The 20287-nt window shown below is 38.2% G+C and carries 14 protein-coding genes and 1 tRNA gene; 12 read left to right on the forward strand and 3 right to left on the reverse strand.

Annotated elements, in window-relative coordinates; genetic code table 11:
- Positions 1-75: 75 nt before the first annotated feature.
- The 5 genes from DSM106972_RS03685 to DSM106972_RS03705 all read left to right on the forward strand — a co-directional run bounded on the left by DSM106972_RS03685 (position 76) and on the right by DSM106972_RS03705 (position 5726).
- The gene (locus DSM106972_RS03685; RefSeq protein WP_127078901.1) at positions 76-717 is read left to right on the forward strand and encodes a restriction endonuclease subunit R; all 642 of its coding nucleotides are present in this window, start codon (positions 76-78) and stop codon (positions 715-717) included.
- Positions 718-981: 264 nt separating this feature from the next.
- The gene (gorA, locus tag DSM106972_RS03690) at positions 982-2325 is read left to right on the forward strand and encodes a glutathione-disulfide reductase (RefSeq protein WP_127078903.1); all 1344 of its coding nucleotides are present in this window, start codon (positions 982-984) and stop codon (positions 2323-2325) included.
- 102 nt (positions 2326-2427) lie between these two features.
- Positions 2428-3807, forward strand: coding sequence for a glutathione-disulfide reductase (gor, locus tag DSM106972_RS03695; protein ID WP_127078905.1), 1380 nt, complete (start codon positions 2428-2430; stop codon positions 3805-3807).
- Between the two features lie 33 nt (positions 3808-3840).
- Positions 3841-4476: a YqiA/YcfP family alpha/beta fold hydrolase gene (locus DSM106972_RS03700; RefSeq protein ID WP_127078907.1), complete on the forward strand. Its 636-nt coding sequence runs from the start codon at positions 3841-3843 to the stop codon at positions 4474-4476.
- 107 nt (positions 4477-4583) lie between these two features.
- Positions 4584-5726, forward strand: a complete 1143-nt coding sequence (locus DSM106972_RS03705; protein WP_127078909.1) for a histidinol-phosphate transaminase — start codon at positions 4584-4586, stop codon at positions 5724-5726.
- Between the two features lie 55 nt (positions 5727-5781).
- Here the strand turns inward: DSM106972_RS03705 and DSM106972_RS03710 are convergent, their stop codons facing one another.
- Positions 5782-6300: a hypothetical protein gene (locus DSM106972_RS03710; RefSeq protein WP_127078911.1), complete on the reverse strand. Its 519-nt coding sequence runs from the start codon at positions 6298-6300 to the stop codon at positions 5782-5784.
- Between the two features lie 851 nt (positions 6301-7151).
- On the reverse strand, positions 7152-7754 hold the full coding sequence (locus DSM106972_RS03715) for a GNAT family N-acetyltransferase (protein WP_127078913.1): 603 nt from the start codon (positions 7752-7754) through the stop codon (positions 7152-7154).
- Positions 7755-8414: 660 nt separating this feature from the next.
- Here DSM106972_RS03715 and DSM106972_RS03720 point away from each other — a divergent pair.
- The 5 genes from DSM106972_RS03720 to DSM106972_RS03740 all read left to right on the forward strand — a co-directional run bounded on the left by DSM106972_RS03720 (position 8415) and on the right by DSM106972_RS03740 (position 14849).
- Complete coding sequence (locus DSM106972_RS03720) at positions 8415-11846, forward strand: response regulator (protein ID WP_127078915.1); 3432 nt, start codon at positions 8415-8417, stop codon at positions 11844-11846.
- Positions 11847-11895: 49 nt separating this feature from the next.
- Entirely contained in the window at positions 11896-13482 is a 1587-nt protein-coding gene (locus tag DSM106972_RS03725; RefSeq protein ID WP_127078917.1) for a hypothetical protein, read from the forward strand.
- A 61-nt stretch (positions 13483-13543) separates the two neighbouring features.
- A tRNA-Gly gene (locus DSM106972_RS03730) sits at positions 13544-13614 on the forward strand.
- 314 nt (positions 13615-13928) lie between these two features.
- On the forward strand, positions 13929-14246 hold the full coding sequence (locus DSM106972_RS03735; protein ID WP_127078919.1) for a hypothetical protein: 318 nt from the start codon (positions 13929-13931) through the stop codon (positions 14244-14246).
- A 9-nt stretch (positions 14247-14255) separates the two neighbouring features.
- Positions 14256-14849 carry a hypothetical protein gene (locus DSM106972_RS03740; RefSeq protein ID WP_127078921.1) on the forward strand — a complete coding sequence of 198 codons (594 nt, stop codon included), beginning with the start codon at positions 14256-14258 and terminating at the stop codon, positions 14847-14849.
- Positions 14850-14900: 51 nt separating this feature from the next.
- On the opposite strand, the gene DSM106972_RS03745 is transcribed toward DSM106972_RS03740, so the two are convergent.
- Positions 14901-16151: a cytosine deaminase gene (locus DSM106972_RS03745; RefSeq protein ID WP_127078923.1), complete on the reverse strand. Its 1251-nt coding sequence runs from the start codon at positions 16149-16151 to the stop codon at positions 14901-14903.
- A 230-nt stretch (positions 16152-16381) separates the two neighbouring features.
- Between DSM106972_RS03745 and DSM106972_RS03750 the strand changes: the two genes are divergently transcribed.
- Together DSM106972_RS03750 and DSM106972_RS03755 are read left to right on the forward strand one after the other, a co-directional pair.
- Positions 16382-18751, forward strand: coding sequence for a response regulator (locus tag DSM106972_RS03750; RefSeq protein WP_127078925.1), 2370 nt, complete (start codon positions 16382-16384; stop codon positions 18749-18751).
- Between the two features lie 53 nt (positions 18752-18804).
- Positions 18805-20172: a hybrid sensor histidine kinase/response regulator gene (locus DSM106972_RS03755; RefSeq protein WP_127078927.1), complete on the forward strand. Its 1368-nt coding sequence runs from the start codon at positions 18805-18807 to the stop codon at positions 20170-20172.
- Positions 20173-20287 lie beyond the last annotated feature (115 nt).

Consider the following 20287-nt stretch of genomic DNA (forward strand, 5'->3'; position numbering starts at 1 on the left):
GGTTTTTTACCTAAACACCTTATTTATACTAAAATATGTATATAGTCTTTTGTGAATAATCAATAACAATGTCATATGGTGAAAACAATACAACCTAGAGATGTTACATTATTAGAACTAGAAATTTTATTTAACATCAAATTAATTCGAGATCAAGATTTTTTTTGTGAATGGCAAGATAATTTACCAGAACTGAGCGAATCAGAAAAACAGCAGTTAGATAAAGTACAAGCTGGATATTTTAATCTACTGAGATACACGCCTTTCTTAGAAAACATCGTGAAGATGGTAGTGCTAGACCCACTTTTATTTATCGGGGACTTTTACCTTTCGCCATACTGCGTCAAGTCCGAAAAATCCATCGAAATATCCGCTCTTGATGAAGATACTATAATCAAGGGAAGTTTGGATGTCCTGGTATTGAAAGACCAATTATGGTTAATGGTGATTGAATCTAAACAAGCAGCTTTTTCTATAGAAGCAGGTTTAGCACAGATATTAGCTTATATGTTAGCAAATCCTTACCGAGATAAACCTACTTTTGGCATGATTACAACTGGAGGGAGTTTTGTATTTATAAAGCTCATCCAAGGAGAACAGCCACAGTATGCGACTTCTAGGATTTTTGAACTTCGCAACCCAGATAATGAATTATTTAAAATTTTAAAACATATCACCCAGTTACTTTGCAACGGATACAACGGATGTAACGGATGAGTTATTGGTTACAAACAAAATCTGGTTGTGTAAAATAACGTATCCGTTACATCCGTTTATCATCCGTTGCCAATCCTCTCTGTGTTGTATGTGTAAATGTAGTAAAAATAAATACTTTAGCTGTACAGGCGAGGCGCCTATGCTACAATTTTCAATTTTCTACCTTTGGCTAGATTTATTTTTTTAGAAATCAACTTTCGAGATAGATGGCATTTATGGTAAAGATTTGTAAAGATAGTAGATAATGCCATCATCTCTACAGCCATGACTTTTGACTACGACTTGTTTGTAATTGGTGCTGGTTCAGGAGGACTAGCAGCAGCCAAAACAGCTGCAAGCTTCGGCGCCCGTGTTGGTATAGCAGAACACGAAGCTTTGGGCGGAACTTGTGTTAACCGTGGCTGCATTCCTAAAAAGCTAATCGTTTACGCCGCTGACTTTGCCCTGCAAAATCAAATGGCACACCAGTATGGATGGAGCCAATGCGATAATTACTTTGACTGGACAAGGTTTACTAAATTAGTAGACAAACATCTTGATAATCTGAACGACTCGTTTTCAAAACAGTTACAAAAAGCAGGAGTAGATTTAATAAAGGGATATGCGACCTTTATTGATGACCACACCCTAGAAGTAGATAACCGTAAAATTACAGCTGATAAGATTTTAATCGCTGTTGGCGGGCGCCCCAACTTACCAGATATTCCCGGCATTGAATTTGCCATTACATCGCGCGAAATGTTCCACCTGCCTTACTTGCCTAAGCGGTTTGTAGTAATTGGTGGTGGTTACATTGGTACCGAATTTGCCAGCATGATGAACGCTTTTGGGTGCAAAGTCACCGTTATTAACAATGACGAACTAATATTATCAGGATTTGATGATGATGTTCGCGCTCATATTCAACAAAGTTTAACAAAACGAGGGATTAGATTTTTTCACAATAGCACTGCCAAAGAAATTAAACTTTGTGAAGATGGCTTGCTTGTGAAAATTAAAGGTGATAAGCAAGCGACAGTTGCCGCTGACACTATTTTAGTCGCCACGGGTCGCACGCCGAACATCGAAAAACTAGGCTTAGAAAAAGTTGGTATCGAGCTAGCTGAAAAAGGTACCATCAAAGTGAATGAGTACAATTGCACTAACATTGATAATATCTACGCAGTTGGTGATTGTTCGGGTCGCTTACAATTAACACCTGTTGCGAAAGCGGAAGGTGAAGCATTTGCTAAAACAGTATTCGGCAAAACACCCAAAACAGTAAATTACAACGAAGTACCAACTGCGGTGTTCTCTCGTCCCGAAGGTGCAAGCTATGGAATGACGGAACAACAAGCGCGCGAAAAATTTGGTGATGATGTAGAATCTTTTAAAACTGAGTTTAAATCGTTACTATCGCAATTTGGTGGTAGCGATGAGAAAACGCTGATAAAGATTATAGTTCAAACAGAAAATCAACAAGTTTTAGGCGCCCACATGGTAGGGGAACATGCAGCGGATATAATTCAAAGCTTGGGTGTCGCAATTAGAAAGGGTATTACCAAGCAAGATTTAGTAGAAACAATTGGTATTCACCCCACAACAGCCGAGGAGTTGATGACCCTTTAATATATTCTTGTGACACAGGCATCCCTGCCTGTGCTTTCATTCTTTAACATATATATAGATAAAATACGCTCTTAAGTTTTGTATAGTCCAGGAAGTTGTAATATGGCATACGATTATGATTTGTTCGTTATTGGCGCCGGTTCGGGTGGTTTAGCAGCTTCTAAGCGTGCAGCTAGCTACGGGGCAAAAGTGGCAATAGCCGAAAATGACTTAGTGGGTGGTACATGTGTAATTCGCGGTTGTGTACCAAAAAAGTTGATGGTTTACGCTTCGCATTTTCCTGCGATATTTAAAGAAGCACAAGGTTATGGTTGGAAAGTTGGTGACACCTCGTTAGACTGGGAACACTTTATTACATCTATTGATAAAGAAGTTCGGCGCCTGTCACAATTACATATTAGCTTCTTAGAAAAAGCAGGTGTAGAATTAATTTCGGGTAAAGGCAAAATCTTAGACCCTCACACCGTTGAAGTTGGCGATCAGAAATACACTGCTGATAAAATTCTAATCGCTGTGGGTGGGCGCCCTGTTAAACCAGATATGCCCGGTTTTGCTGAATATGGCATTACATCGAACGAAATATTCCACCTTAAGGAAAAACCTAAGCATATAGCAATTATCGGTGCTGGTTATATTGGCACTGAGTTTGCTTGTATTATGCGGGGTTTAGGATGTGAAGTCACACAAATCACACGTGGACAGAAAATTCTCAAAGGGTTTGACGAAGATGTTCGCGACAATATTGAATCTGGGATGAAGAACCACGGTATTAATTTGATTCGCAACAACATTGTCAAACAGGTTGAGAAAAATGGCGACGGTTTGAAGTTAACTTTATCTGATGAAAATTTGGCGCCATTAAATGCCGATGTATTTTTAATTGCTGCGGGACGGGCGCCTAATGTTGAAGGATTAGGTTTAGAAAATGCTGGAGTTAACTTAGTACAAGGTTCAATTGAGGGCCCAGGTTACAGCACAATGAACGCTATTGCCGTTAATGAATACAGCCAAACTTCCCAAGAAAACATTTACGCTGTTGGTGATGTTACGGATAGAATCAACCTAACTCCAGTCGCTATCGGTGAAGGACGTGCTTTTGCTGACAGTGAATTCGGTAATAACCGTCGTGTATTTAGTCACGAAGATGTCGCTACTGCCGTATTCTCCACACCCGAAGCGGCAACTGTGGGATTAACCGAAGAACAAGCTAAGGGTAAATACGGAGATAATATTAAAATCTTCAAAACTAGTTTCCGCCCCATGTACTACACCCTACCAGGCGCCGACGAACGCACAATGATGAAATTAATAGTCGATAGTAATACCGATAAAGTATTAGGCGCCCATATGGTAGGTGACGATGCTGCCGAAATAATCCAAGGTATAGCTATTGCAGTCAAAATGGGCGCCACCAAAAAAGACTTCGACGCTACCGTTGGTATTCACCCATCAGCCGCCGAAGAATTTGTCACAATGAGATAATTTGTATGGTGGGTATTGCCCACCATTCCCGTTATGCAATATATCTACCTGCATGGGTTTGCATCTAGTCCAAATTCAGCTAAAGCGCGCGATATTCAGTCATATCTTGCGAATTTACATGTAAATATCAAAATACCTGATTTAAATAACGGAGATTTTTCGCACTTAACTATTACACGTCAACTCAAACAAGTTGAGAAAGAATTTCCTAGAGACTCTACACCTGTAACGCTTATTGGCTCAAGCTTAGGAGGTTTAACCGCAGCATTCTTAGCAGAAAATTATATTTCTGTACAGCGTTTAGTTTTACTCGCACCTGCTTTTGGCTTTTTATCGCACTGGACACATGCACTTGGTGAAGAAAAGCTTCAACGCTGGCGCCAAACTAAATATATGATGGTCTACCATTATGGGTCGCAGTGTGAGTTACCTTTACATTATGATTTCGTTACAGATGCGGCACTGTATAAAGAAGATAAATTACGGCGCCCTATACCGACTTTAATATTGCACGGTATTAATGACGAAGTTATCCCAATTCAAGCTAGCCGCGATTTTGCACAACAACATCATACAGTTGAACTAGTTGAACTAAATACCGACCACGGAATGTATGATGTAGTCGATAATATCAAAGAAGCGATTTCACGGTTTTGCCAATTACCGTAGGGGCGGGTTTACAGATATCCTAGAACAAAGCCAAATATCTCGTAAACCCGCCCCCACAACATGCGATAATCCAAAATCCATATACGTAATAAAATCCAAAATTCCCCATGCTTCCTTATATTCGTCAAGACCTCGCGCAGTTCAGTGCTTACAAACCACATCCCGGAAGTAATAGCTTTGAACCAGTTGCAACTGTGTTCGATAGACTTGATACCAATGAAAGTCCTTACGATTTGCCAGTAGAGTTAAAACAAAAACTCGCTTGGACTTATGAACAAGTCATTGAAACAAATCGTTACCCAGATGGGGGACACGAAGAACTAAAGCGAGCAATTGCCGAATATGTTAATGAAACTGCCACGGCGCCATTTATTACAGCATCTAATATATCTGTTGGAAATGGTTCAGATGAATTGATACGTTCACTGTTAATTGCTAGCTGCGTTGGAGGCAATGGTTCAATATTAGTAGCAAATCCAACGTTTTCGATGTATGGTATTTTAGCGCAAACGTTGGGAATTAATGTTGTAACAGTTGGTAGAAATAAGGAAACTTTTGAAATTGATTTAGATGCGGCTACCGCTGCGCTCCAAAGTCAGCAAAATCCACCAATTCGGGCTATTTTTGTCGTTCACCCTAATTCTCCCACTGCAAACGCATTAAGTGAAAACGAATTATCTTGGATTAAAAGTATATCGCCTAATATTTTAATAGTTATTGACGAAGCTTATTTTGAGTTTAGTCAGAATACCTTAGTGTCGGAATTAGACTCACACCCCAACTGGGTAGTAATGCGGACGTTTTCTAAAGCTTTTCGACTTGCTGCGATGCGTGTGGGATATTGTATTGCCCATCCGGAATTGATATCCGTTCTCGAAAAAGTCCGTTTACCTTATAATCTTCCTAGTTTCTCTATCGCAACTGCACTACTCGCAATTCAAAATCGAGACTTATTACTCAATACAATACCTGAAACGATTAGCGAGCGAAAAAAACTACAAGCTGGTTTAAGACAATTTACGCAACTGAAAGTGTGGGATAGCGCGGCGAATTTTATTTATTTACAGCCAAAAATAAGCAATACGGTCAAAATTGATGATTTATTAACGAGTTTAACTGAGCAATTGCTTCTGCGGGGCACTCTAGTACGTCAAACGGGGGGGGGTTTACGAATTACAATCGGAACTCAAAAAGAAAATGCTCATACTTTGATGAGGATGAAAACCGTTTTAGATGAATTTGAAGTCTAAGTTTAGGTAAGTCTTTAGAATTATTTATTGTTTTATGGGTTTATGTTAACTAATCTTAATGGTCGTATTTATCTTCTATATCATTAGCAGAATGACGCACGTTTGCTACTGTCTGTGGTAATACGCCCACTAATAGTGCAAATGCTTCATCTGGTAGTTGAGATACCATTTCTGATGGAAAATATTGTTCAAATTGGTCGAGAATCTTTATTACTCGTTTAGAAGCTAATGAAGACTCTGTAATTTGCCTGATTAGTCGAATCCACTGGCGCCTAATTAGATAAGCTTTTTGGCGTTCTTCATGGGTTTCAGGGCAAAGTATTGAAAGATTACCAATCGCTAAAGCGCCCAGACAATCGCGGTCATAGTCACCACCAACGGCGGCGCCAGGTCCGGCAAATTCGGCGTGATAACGTTTGAACAATATTAAACCATTCCGTCTTTTGCTATTCACCGTCAAAACCTTTCCACTGTGTAACATCGTCAGAATGTCCGAGCCATAAAATTGCTCACATCCATCTGGTGTCACAAGATATTCGAGAAAACTGGTGTCAGGATAATAAGTTGATACCATAGCAGCCTGATAGCTTTATTTTTGGCTATCGATGTTTTTTAATGTTTATGTAATCGGTAAAGAGCGTGAACTTTTATTACAACTCGAAGCTATATATATTAAGCTGAGTTTTTATTATTATCAATATTTTCCTTATTTATTCAAGTCGAATCAGAATTAATCAAAGTTTTTCAACAATTGAGTAATCTTATTCTATGAGATTTGATTACTTTTGTCTTGAGACATAAGGGTTTTTCCTTAAAGTTTTTATAAAGTTGAATATCTAGATTACAAAGTTACTGTGAGAAATTTCAAAATTTTTTCACGTAATTTTACTGATGACAACATGGATATTTGATGAAATCAAGTCATGCTTTACTATTTAGTTATAAATTACATCTCCTTTAAGAAGGATGATGACACCAGAGTCAGGGTGGATTTTTAACAGAACCAAGACTGATTTTCAACGCTAATAAATTAAATGCGTCTTCATGGGAATTGGGCAATTGTGTAAAGTAAAGATAAAGCATATCAAGATAAATAAAAACTTTTATACTTTGCCATCCTCAAATTGTCGCATCAACTGTAACTAGCAATTTCAACGAAACATGAGTATTACATGACTTCACACCTATCTTGATAATTTTTACGTTGTTTTCAACGTTCTCTACGACCTTAGATAGATAAGTATGTGCTATCCAACCCCTGATGACGTACTAAATTAATCATACTTAACAATATTTGATTGTTGCTCAGACATAATACTGACTTTTAAGTAAAAAAATACATATCTACATATATCTATAGATGAAGTGTAATATCTTGCGTCCATACAAATTTTATATTAATTTAATATTTATCGTATGACTATGCTAACTCAAGCGCTTATGCAAGAGAATTTGCGGCGCCCGTTTGAAGAAGAATAGATTCCAGCCTGTTTCGACTTTATGTACGCGATATCCAAGCTTAAAGTAAAGTTGCCGTGCAGTATGGTTAGTTTCCAAGACGTGGAGATATATATCTTGAAACCCCCATGAGCGAGCAAGCTTTTCGCAATTTGCAAGCAAACTAGAGCCAACACCTTGCCGACGGTAATTTGGATGCACCGCCAAATTCGATAGATAAACAAAGCTTTTACTTGCATGTCCCCAAGTATCATTATAACGCACACCTAATTCAACGGTTCCAGCCTTGGTATTGTTGGTATTTGCCATATCAACTGCCACTAAACAAAGCTGATGTGGTGCAGGTGATGCCAAACGGTGTCTTAAATCTTCGTAAATACCCAAGCGTAACAGGGGCAAAGTCCATCCCCAAAAGCCACTGGGTGAATGAAAACTCTCAGTAATGATTTGAGCAACATCATTCAAATCGTCTGCATATGCGGCGCGTACTTGGAACTGGCGCCCCCAAGAGTCAGCATTCATAGAGGTATCGGGTCGTTTGTGAGATGAGTCTGAAAACCAGGGTATCAAAGTTAGTTAGGTGATGATTTTACAAAACTGGCAAGGAGCATCAACTGTTGACGAGGCAGACAATAATTATAACCAGATACGAATTTTATTGTTTGCCCCTCCTCACAATATTACGTCAATATAACCCACAAACCTGGTTTCTTTAACAAACCAGGTTTGTTTAATTGCCCTGCATCGCGCTCCAAAGTTGCTAAATTGGTAAAGACTATTGTCTAATAATATACTCTGTTGCTTACGCAATCAGTGTAATATTTTTTACTCAGAGATGTTTAGATAAATAAAATTAGTGGGTAAATGTTAGTCTTGAGGCTATAGCGGGAAAACTTAATATGCGGGATACAGCTTTATGTCAGACGAATAGTCTTCACTGCTGTACGTTCGCTTCAACTTTTTTGATGTGGAGGTCAATTAATTGGCAAGCGTTATATATTATAGGGGTAACACAGGTTCTGAGCTATACACGTGTACGCCGCTACGAGTCGATAACTCCGACGGGTTTCTGGGGTAAATTAACGTGAACACGTGCTTTCTTCAAATGCAGCCATATATATATATTGACGAATCAGTCGTTTCGGTCTGCGATACCCTCAACTTCTCTAAGTCCCATGACTTGAGTAGTAAGTTCATTATCCAAATACCCTTGCGTAAGGTTAGCGGTGCATGAAATCTCAAGCAAACAGTAAGCCAAAAATTTTAGTCGTCGATGACGAACCCGACAATCTTGACTTGCTTTATCGCACCTTCTATCGCGAATACAAGGTGATAAAAGCAAATTCAGGACCTGACGCGCTCGAATTGTTGGCTATTGAAGGAGATGTATCAGTTATCATCTCTGACCAACGAATGCCAATGATGAGCGGGACAGAATTTTTAAGTCTGACAGCTACACAATATCCCGATATTATTCGGATTATTTTAACTGGCTATACCGATGTCGAAGACTTGGTAGAGGCTATTAATGCTGGTAAAGTATTTAAATATGTTACGAAACCGTGGGAAGCCGAAGAGTTAAAGGCAGTGGTACGTCAAGCTTTGGACACTCACAATGTTCTCAAAGCTCGCACGCGCGAATTAACGCGAACGCTGCGTCAAGAGTCTCTACTTAATACGGTTACAAATACAATTCGCAGTGCCCTAGATTATCGGCAAATTTTACAAACAATTGTCGATACTGTTGGTCATATGCTTGAAGTTGATGTTTGTTTATTGCGTCCAAATTTAAATGGACAGCTAGCTGACGAAAGCTTTATCTACCAAAAGGCGCCTTTCAAACCTGACCATCCCAACGAGGATAAATATATATCTTTGTTACGCGAGACTGTTTGGGAAACGCGCGAGGTGCAAGTCATTAATGACGTAAACAGCGATGAGCGTATCCAAAGTCAAACAACTCCTTCAAGCCGTGCCGAGGCATTTACTGTCTCAAATATTAATTCTAGCTTAGTGGTACCACTAATTCTCCGACAAGAATTAATGGCTGTTTTAGCCCTACATCAATGCGGCGAAAGTCGTATGTGGAGCGAAGATGAAGTCAAATTAGTAGTAATGGTGGCAGACCAAGCCGCTTTAGCACTATCACAAGCTTATGCCTACGAACAAGTACGAGCATTAGCTAAACGCGAAGCACTAATTAATACAATTACTAGTGCGATTCGTTCTAGCCTTAACCAACAAGATATTTTTGCTGCTATTACTCAACAACTCGGACAAGCTTTACAAGTCAATGGCTGCGTATTGTCGCTGTGGACTGAGGAAGACGAGTATGTTCAGTGTGTAGGTTTATACGAAAGCAACGAAGTAAATTCAGATGACACTATACAAAACGATGTATCATTATATGAACTACCTCAGTCTTCGGTGCCAATAAAAGAAAACCCGATATTACAACACATGTTACGAACACTCGAACCAGTTGTAGTAACAGATATGAATAATTGTCCACCTGAATTAAGCGGGTTTGAATTGCCGTTGCGGGGTCGTTCGCGTTCGCTGATAGTTGTACCATTGCTGGCAGATGGAAAAAGTATCGGCAGTATAACGCTACGAGAAGACAACAGAGCGCGCAAATGGCTGCCGAGCGAAATTGAACTGGCATCTAGTGTAGCAGCACAAGCTGCAATTGCGGTACAACAGTCACGTTTATATCAAAAGACGCGCGAACAAGCCGAACGGTTATTAGAATTAGATAGACAAAAAACAGAATTTTTCCAAAATATCTCACACGAGTTTCGGACACCTATTACATTGATTCAAGGACCCCTCGAATCATCTGTTGCTGCTAAAGAAGGATTATCCTACGCTCAAAGTACTATTGCTCTACGTAATTCGCGTCGCTTATTACGATTAGTTAACCAACTACTCGATTTACAGCGTCTTGATGCAGGTAGGATGCAACCGACTTTTCGCAGATGCGACTTGGTAGAATTTACTAGTCAAATCGTCGAGTCTTTCCGTACTTACTGCGAGAAAAAGGGATTACAGCTAATTAGCAACTTAGTTCAATGTCCAACAGTGTATTTAGATATGGAGAAATTCGACAAGGTGCTTTATAACCTGCTGTCGAATGCTATGAAGTTTACACCACATGGTGGTATTATCTCAGTCTCACTTGTTTCTAATAAACAAAATTGCATTTTACAAGTTAGGGATACTGGTATCGGAATTGTCACAGAACAACTTCCACACTTATTTGAACGCTTCCGTCAAGCTGAAGGTTCAGAAAATCGTTCCTATGAAGGTAGCGGTTTAGGTTTGGCTTTGGTTAAAGAATTAGTGGAACTTCACGGTGGTGAGGTGACAGTTAACTCTGTTTATGGAGAGGGTACAACTTTTACTATTTCTTTACTCGCTGGAACCGAGCATTTACCTGCTGACTGTATTGTTGATGTACCTGCCGAGTTAAACATTAACCGTGCTTCGGTCGAACTTGCAGACTTAGAACTTATCGAGGTTGACGAAACTCCAACTGGCGCCTATGATTTTTCTGAAGCTACTGAAATTCCTTCAACGGGACATACAATTCTTGTAGTTGACGATAATCCTGATTTACGTGGTTATGTTTCAGGCATTCTTCGCTCAAATGGGTATACAGTACATACCGCACGGAATGGTCAAGAAGGTTTTAAAAATGCTCAAAAAATTCAACCTAGCCTAATTGTCACCGATTTAATGATGCCTTTGGTGACAGGGTTAGAAATGATAGGTATGATTCGTAGTGATTCAAAGTTAAAAGGAACACCAGTAATACTTTTAACAGCGAAAATCGACGAAGAAACTCGTATTGCGGGTACTGAATTAGGCGCCGATGCTTATTTAGCAAAACCTTTTAATGACCGTGAGTTACTTGCAGAAGTGCGAAATCTCGTAGCATTGAAAGAAAACGAGCGTCGGGTTTTAGAGCTAAATACGTATTTAACAGAATCTGTATTGCAAAGATTTTTACCACCAGCATTGGTGCAAAAAGCCGCAGCAGGTGATTTAGTTCTAGATTTACGTCCTGAACCAAGATTAATTACGGTGCTGTTTAGCGACATAGTAGGATTTACGCAGTTATCTAATACACTCAGGTCACGCAAAGTTGCCGAATTGCTCAACGAGTATCTCGAAGCAATGACGCGAGCCGTGTTTGATAATGGGGGTACCGTTGATAAATTCATGGGAGATGCAATTTTAGCCTTATTTGGGGCGCCTGAAGAATTGACCCCCAACGAACAAGTACGACGGTCGATAAACACAGCAAGAGCAATGTTACGTTCTCTTGACAAATTGAACGAACGTTGGCGCCAGCAAGGAATATTTGATACTGATGGGCGAAGCGAAGTTCAATTTAGGTGTGGTATCCATCAAGGAACTGCTGTAGTCGGAATGTTTGGAAGTTCCGAACGTGCAGACTATACAGCAATTGGGCCTTCGGTTAATATTGCCGCGCGGTTACAACAAGCCGCAAAGCCAGGTACAATACTCGCTTCGGCAGCAGTAGCAGATTATTTACAGGACGAAGAAATAATTAAAGGTAGTTCATTAGAGTTAAAAGGAGTTGATGAGACAGTTTTAACTTTTGTTGTGACACCAGAAGTCGTAGCAAATCGCTAGAATGGCAAATGGTTATTATCAATATTAGTTAAAACCTTTATTTTATATAATGCCAGAATCGGTAGCCGATAAAACCCCAATGCCAATCACAATTCGTAGGCGCCACATTGACCCACCAGGTTTGTGGATAGTCATTGTGATTGGTTCTGTCGTGTTACACTCACTAGTACTTTGGTTAATGTTTACATCCAAATTAAATATAGTGGGTCGTAGGTCAAATGCAGCGACACCAATTAAGATAGTAGAGGTTGTGCCCACAATTAAAGCTAAAGCGAAACCTAGAGTAATCGCGCAAAAACCGAAAGTACAACCCAAACTACAATCAAAACCGATTCAAGTTAAACCTGAAATTAAAACTCAACCAGTTCCTGCTCAACCACTTCAAAACCGAACATCTCAACCTGGTACAATTGCATTTACCGACAGAATACCCGTCAAAAAGCCTGCCAACAAATCACCATTAGCTCAAAAACAGCGTTCTCTACCACCCATCAAACCAAAATTAGAGCCAAAAGTCGCAATAATACCTAAAAAACCTGTCAATACAGAGCCTAAAAAACCAAATATTGCAGAACAAAGGCGCCTGCAAAGACTTGCAGAACAACAACGTTTACAAAGACTTGCAGAACAACAGCGTCAACAAGAACTTGCACAACAAAGGCGCCTACAACAGCTTGCACAACAACAGCGTCAACAAGAATTAACAGAACAACGACGCTTTGATCAACTTGTCCAACAACAACGTACTCAAGAACTAGCAGAACAACGGCGCCTACAAAAACTTGCCCAACAACAACGTACTCAAGAACTAGCAGAACAACGGCGCTTTGATCAACTTGTCCAACAACAACGTACTCAAGAACTAGCAGAACAAAGGCGCTTTGATCAACTTGTCCAACAACAACGTACTCAAGAACTAGCAGAACAAAGGCGCCTACAAAAACTTGCCCAACAACAACGTCAACAACAAATTGACGCACAACGGCGAACAGAAGATGTTGTAAGAAATCAGGCAAAACTACCTGTAAATACTGCACCTGTAGAAATATCAGGAAATCCAGATACACCATTTTCTAGACCTACACCAATAGCAACACCTACCGAAGCACCAGCACCCAGACCTACGGTAAAACCCACACCCACACAAAAACCGACACCTACATCAACACCAGCGACTACAACAGCAGATAGTACTTCTGTTCAAGGAGGATTTATACTGGCAAACTTGTTGCCTGTAGATGAAGAAGCACAAAAGGGACTTAACGCAGGAACTACAAGACTTGTAGTAAACCCTAAACTTCAAGAAACAACAAATACTCCGAAAAAATTACCCGTACTTAACGAACAAGACAAAAAACTGGTAACACAACCGATAAAATGTGGTGTTCTGTTATCTATCGATGCCAGTGGTAATATTTTTAGTCCTAGAGAAGGTTTTCCAGGTATTAAAGCGTCGAGCGATGTACCTGGAACCGGAGACTTGTGTCAAAGATATGTAGACGAATACTTCAAGCTGAATAAGGAAAATATCAGAATTTCACCAGGTAGAGATATTGATGGGATTCCCTCAGCCGGTCAATTGTTTAGACATATTACAATACAGCCTGCGGCGCCTGAAAATAAAAATCCTAGTTAAATACTTGCTTTTCAATCCAAGCCATGTTATATTTTGAAAGTTGAATAAAATTCACAAACCTGCGGGTGTAGTTTAGTGGTAAAACCTTAGCCTTCCAAGCTAATGATAGGGGTTCGATTCCCCTCACCCGCTTATATGACGCTAAATAAAGCGCAAACAAATAAAATGCCGACCGATGTCATGCTGAGGCACGAAGCATCTTAAATATTTTGTAAGTTTGATAGTATGATAAACAACCTACATATAATTATTTTTACCTTAGTAGGCGCAGAGGGCACAGAGAAGAGAGGAAGAGAGATTTAAGAGCAGTGTGCCTACGATTGAGAATTAATATATGAGGCACGAGTTCGTAGAGTTGAATCTCTATAGTAAACTGACAGAAAGCTTAAAGTTCGTTAGTATTAAAGAATAAAGTTCACTCTAATTAATAATGAAAATTTTTGAACATGAAACATTCATCGCTTAGTGTACCAAATGTAACAATAAATGTTTCAATTGAGTCAAGTTTGAATGGTGAGCCTAATGTTGATCTGAGTGAGGACACAATGTTACTGCTCAAATGCTTAACTTTGCTCAATACACTTTCTACAACTGCTCCAGAAGGTTTGAAAGAAGCATCTGAGGCGCTAGAAAGTATGGTAGAATTTTATAAAGAACGTGTAGATAATGTTCAGCAAAGCAGCTTACCCCAAAGTCTAGGAGTAATTAAAGGAAATATACTGCGAACTGTTGTTAGACCGCCTCTAGTTATAGATTTTGAATAGCTTTATACTATGCCGCAAAATTTAATTTATAGAGCCTCTGGTGAAAAAGAGGCTCTTAGACAAGGTGAAATTTTAACTGGAGTGGTGGAATTTAAGCCTATTGTAGTAAGACCGAATTCTACTCTTGAAGATATAAAATTTGAACAGATACTTCACCCCTATGCAGTCATTGTGAGTCAAGATTGTGATTTAGATTGGGATTACACTGCTAGACAAAATAAAGATAAGCCTCATAAATTGTTAAATTCTATATTATTTTGTGAACTGTACACGGCTCAAGATATTCGCACGAATAAAACACTTCAAATAAATTCCAGAGATTGGAGTTTAGTACAATCAAATCGTAATCAACAGTACCATTTTTTTGAGAAAGTAGCTTCTGAATCTGAGTTATATCTGGAAGGTTTAGCAGAATTAACAGCTGATTTCAAACAAATTTTTGCGATTGATGCAGAATTCTTATACCACCAAATTAATAATAAGATTGCTCGCAGACGTACAATTGTTAAAAGTCCATATCTTGAGGATTTTTCATATCGTTTTCATAGCTATCATGGACGAATTGCGCTTCCTGCACAGCACGAGAGCGAAAAGGGTTTATAGAACAGTGTTTTGACACCGTTTGTTGTCATGAAGTGCTATTTACGAAAGCATTTACATCCATTTAGTGACTTCAGGCGCCGTTTGATTAAGTAGTTTACCTTGAGAAATAACATAGCGTGGTTTGCTCCGGCGCCTAACTGCATCATAATAGCTATCGGTATCTAGTACAATTAGCGATGCAGGTTTGCCAACTTCTACACCATATATATCTTCGACGTGCAATGTTTTGGCGCCGTTTATTGTCACCATTTCATAACAAGCATTAATTTCAGGTATTCCGGTCATTTGACATACGTGAACAGCCATATGGGCAACGTCGAGCATATTACCTGTACCTAAGCTATACCAGGGGTCTTGAATACAGTCGTGTCCAAAGCTGACATTTAAGCCGTTTTGCCAAAGTTCTTTAACGCGCGTAACACCCCGACGTTTAGGATATGTATCAGCACGTCCTTGTAAAGTAATGTTAATGAGTGGATTTGCAATAAAGTTGATTTGTGCGCGTTGCAAAAATCCCATTAATTTAAATGCGTAGGCATTATTATATGAGCCAAAAGCAGTTGTATGACTTGCTGTGACTCGCTTGGAGGTTCCTGTACTTGCTGCACATGCTGCTACTACTTCGAGAAAGCGTGACTGTTCGTCGTCTACTTCGTCACAATGAATATCTATTAAACGGTCGTATTGTTCTGCTAATTCAAAGATTCGCTCAACTGATTTTACACCCCAATCGCGAGTCAGTTCGTAATGTGGTATTCCCCCTACTACATCGGCGCCCATTTGTAAAGCTTTTTCTAGTAGCGCTTCATTTTGAGGATGAGAATAAATACCATCTTGAGGAAAGGCTACAACTTGGACTGTTATCCAATTTTTAACAGTATCGCGCGCTTCGAGTAAACCTTGTAGTGCAATTAAAGAAGGTTCACTAACATCAGCGTGTGTCCTTACAAACAAAATTCCATATTCAGCTTGTTGCTTTAGAGTCTCGATAGCACGTGCTTTAATATCTTGTAACGATAAATTTTGTTTACGCTCACTCCAAATTTGAATACCTTCAAATAGTGTACCGCTTTGGTTCCAGCGAGGTGTACCAGCAGTTAACGCCGAGTCTAAATGAATATGTGACTCAACAAAAGGTGGCGAAACCAACTTACCATCTATATTAAGTTCCATCGACGCATCCCCATTAATAGCAGATGCAATCTCTACAATCTTTCCGTCTAGTATACCAATATCAACACTCGAACTATCCGGCGCCGTTACCAGTTTAGCTTGACGCAGCAGCAAATCATAACTAGTCATTACTTATATCCCCCTCATAATAATACCATTTGGCAACAAAGTTACCACAGTGTGAATTATTACTGTAAATTTGGGAACAATTAACTAGGGGATGTAAATCTTATACCACTTCGTGCGTAAAGATGATTCAGAAACTCTTTATGCAAATCGCCAACCGTTTTATTACTTAATAATTAATTTATGCGTTATATCTGACTACGTTATATTACTTAGTTAAATTGTTGCCACTCATGAACCACCATAAGAATGAAAACTCAAATCAAAGTTCTAAATTACAAAAGCCAGGAGTTATGGCACTTCAATGGCTATTAAAATTTGTGAATAAAAATAATTACTTGACCATTCAAAGAAAAATTTTGTTTGGGTATATTATTGCATTATTAATAGTGATGTTTGGTAGTTTATTGCCTATTATAATTGCTGATTATTTTCAAGCACAAGCTAATGAATATCGTATTCGAGTACGACGTGAGCGTAAACTGTTAGGTGATTTGCGTGCGGATACACTAAGCTTATTAACTATAACAAGTTTTCCATCCTCACTTCAAAAGCCTAAAAATTTTCAACAGGCAAAGGCAACAGCACTAACGCGAATCACACAAAGTAAACAATTATTTACAAAATTAAATCAGAAATCTCAGAAATCATCAAATCCAATTTTTAAACATTTATTTGCAAAATATAAAGAAAATTACTTAGATTATCTTCAAAATTTAGAAAATCTTTTAAATAAAACTGAAAATAGATTACTAGAAAGACAGATGTTTCGAGTTAAAGAGTCATTTGCTAATTTATATAGTAGTAATGATACAGAAGAAACACAAGAATTTGTACATCAACTAGGAAGTGTAATTGAAATAAGCGAGAAACAAGAAGAAATAGCTGAAGATGACTTAAGTCGCGCCCAATTAATCAGAATAATCATAATTATTATTGGTATTAATATTGCAATTGTGCTGTCATATTTATTTATACGCTATCTAAGCTATACAATTGCAAGCCCAATCATAAACATTATTAAAGTTACTAAGCAAGCAAGTAATCAAGCAAAAACTAAATCCAATTTTGACTGCAAAGTTTTTGTTACTAAAGATGTTACTCAAGATAATGATATATCACAACTTGCTAATTGTATCAACGACCTGCTAAATCAACTTCAAACAGTTGTCGAAGAACAAAAAAAGACAGAAGCAAGTTTAGATGGAGCAAATCAAGCTAAAAGTAAATTTTTGGCTTCGATGAGTCATGAATTAAGAACACCGCTCAATGGTATTCTTGGTTATGCCCAAATTTTAGCAAATTCTCAAAACTTAACAGAGGAACAAAAACATGGAATTAAAACTATATATGAATGTGGATTTCATTTGCTGAATTTAATCAATGACATATTAGATTTATCTAAAATGGAAGCGCGCAAAATGGAGCTACAACTCGTAGATATTCATTTACCTTCGTTTCTTCAAGGAATTGTAGAAATTTGTCGAATTAAAGCTGAACAAAAAGGTATTGATTTTGTTTATGAGTCACCAAACAACTTACCAGCAGGAATTAGTATAGACAAAAAAAGATTACGACAGGTATTAATAAATTTACTTACTAACGCTATCAAATTTACTGATACAGGATGCGTAAAACTACAAGTTAAGTTTGCTGAGAGTAAACCTAATTATGCCAAAATTAACTTTGCTGTTGTGGATACGGGTGTTGGAATGAACACTAATCAAATAAAAATGATATTTTCTCCTTTTGAGCAAGTAGTCAATAATGATAGACCCAACGAAGGGAATGGTTTAGGGTTGACGATAAGTCAAAAAATTGTAGAAATGATGGGCAGTAATATTCAAGTCAAAAGTCAAGTGGGAGTTGGGACTTTATTTGAATTTGAGCTTGAATCCCGATTAGCTGAAGACTGGACGGAAAGTAGTACTATCACGAGTCGGGGTAAAATCATTGGTTATTCAGACCCAGAAAAAAAGATATTAATTGTTGATGATTCTTGGGAAAACCGTTCATTATTTATTAGTTTACTCGAACCCCTTGGTTTTGCAGTTATCGAAGCGAGTAATGGTAAGGAGGGAATAGATAGAGCAAAGCAACATCATCCAGATTTAATTATTTCTGACGTTACTATGCCAATTATGAATGGGTGGGAAATGCTTGCTAAAATGCGTCAATCTGAACTTTTTCAAGATACTGTCATTATTATTGCATCACCAAATGTATACGAAATTGACCGTCAGAAAACTTTATTATCAGGCGCCGATGGGTTTTTAACTCGACCAGTACAACCAGAGGAACTATATAACATGTTAACCAAACATCTTAAAATTAATTGGACTTATGCGGCGCCTCCTGTTGAATCATCGAGTGAAGCTGTAACAGTATTTACCAGCGCAATGGTAATACCGCCAGTTTCAGATTTAACATTGTTACTTGAATACGCTCGTAAAGGACAAATCAAAGGCATAAAACAAGAATTAGATAAAATAGCCAGAATGGATGAAAAATATCACATCTTTGTGAGGCAACTTAATAAGTATGCGAAGAATCTTAACATACAAAAAATCAGAAACTTCATACAAGAATACATACGAAACTAAAAACCTGAGTTAAGTTATATTATATATATAAAAAATATTGATACATCAAAACAATGGAAAAACATAATTCAGAACAAAGTCCAAATATTAGACCAGTGGAAACTATCTTAGTAATCGACGATAGTCCAACTAATTTAGAAGTTTTATATACGACATTATCAGATGCTGGATATGAAGTATTAGTGGAAATGGATGGTTATTCAGGTATTGAGCAGGCGCAAAATAATCCACCAGATTTAATATTGCTCGATATTATGATGCCAAAAATAAACGGTTATGAAGCTTGCCGCAAACTGCAATCAAACCCAATCACCAAAGATATCCCTATCATCTTTATGACAGCTTTATCTGACACATTAGAAAAAGTCAAAGGTTTTCAAATGGGAGCAGTTGACTATATAACTAAACCGTTTCAGCAAGAAGAAGTAATCGCACGTATTAATGTACAATTAAAGCTACGACGTTTAAATTTAGAGCTAGACCACCAAAAACAGAAATTAGAGGAGCGAGTAGTAGAAAGAACTGCTGAACTATCGGAAGCGTTAGAAGAACTTCAACAAACCCAGTTACAACTAGTACAAACCGAGAAAATATCGTCATTAGGACAAATGGTTGCAGGGGTTGCTCATGAAGTTAACAACCCAATTGGTTTTATTTCAACTAACTTATACCATGCTAACCAATACGTAAACGACCTAATAAATCTACTTAAACTGTATCGAGAAAAATTTCCTGAACCAGGTGATGAAATTGAAGAAATAATTGAGTCAGTAGATTTAGACCATATTTCTGAAGACTTACCAAAATTAATTTCATCAATGAAATTAGGAAGTGACAGAATTCGCGGTATTATGCAGTCAATGCGTACCTACTCTCGTGCAGATGGGAAAGAGAAAAAAGCTGTAGACATCCACGAAGGTATCGAAACCACACTAATGATACTTCAGCACCGTCTGAAACCACAACCTAAGCGCCCAGCTATTCACGTTGTCAAAGAATACGGGAATTTACCTTTAATTGAATGTTACCCAGGACAACTTAACCAAGTGTTTATGAATTTAATTGCTAATGCTATCGATGCTATCGACGAAAGTGTACCAGATAGAGACTGGGAGGGTGATAAAGGTAGACATTTAACTCCTGACAATGTAATGTTAGTTCCCCTAATCTGTATATGTACCACTGCTGATAAAGAAAACGTCACAATTCAAATTGGAGACAACGGTAAAGGCATGGATTTATCAGTACGTGACCAAATATTCCAAGCTTTTTATACCACCAAACCTGAAGGTAAAGGTACTGGTCTAGGTCTTTCAATTAGTTATCAAATCATTACCGAAAAACATGGTGGCACCCTTGAATGTATTTCCTCACCTGGTAAAGGTACAGAGTTTATTATTCAACTTCCTTTTTATACTTAACTCTTGCTTTTTTTTAACTCTTATAGTATAATATTACTAAGTATTTAGGAAGGCGCCAAAGTATGCTTTCACAATTTGTAAATATACACAATAATATTTAAGAATTAATCCTCCC

It is taken from the genome of Dulcicalothrix desertica PCC 7102, assembly GCF_003991905.1.
Lineage (GTDB): Bacteria > Cyanobacteriota > Cyanobacteriia > Cyanobacteriales > Nostocaceae > Dulcicalothrix > Dulcicalothrix desertica.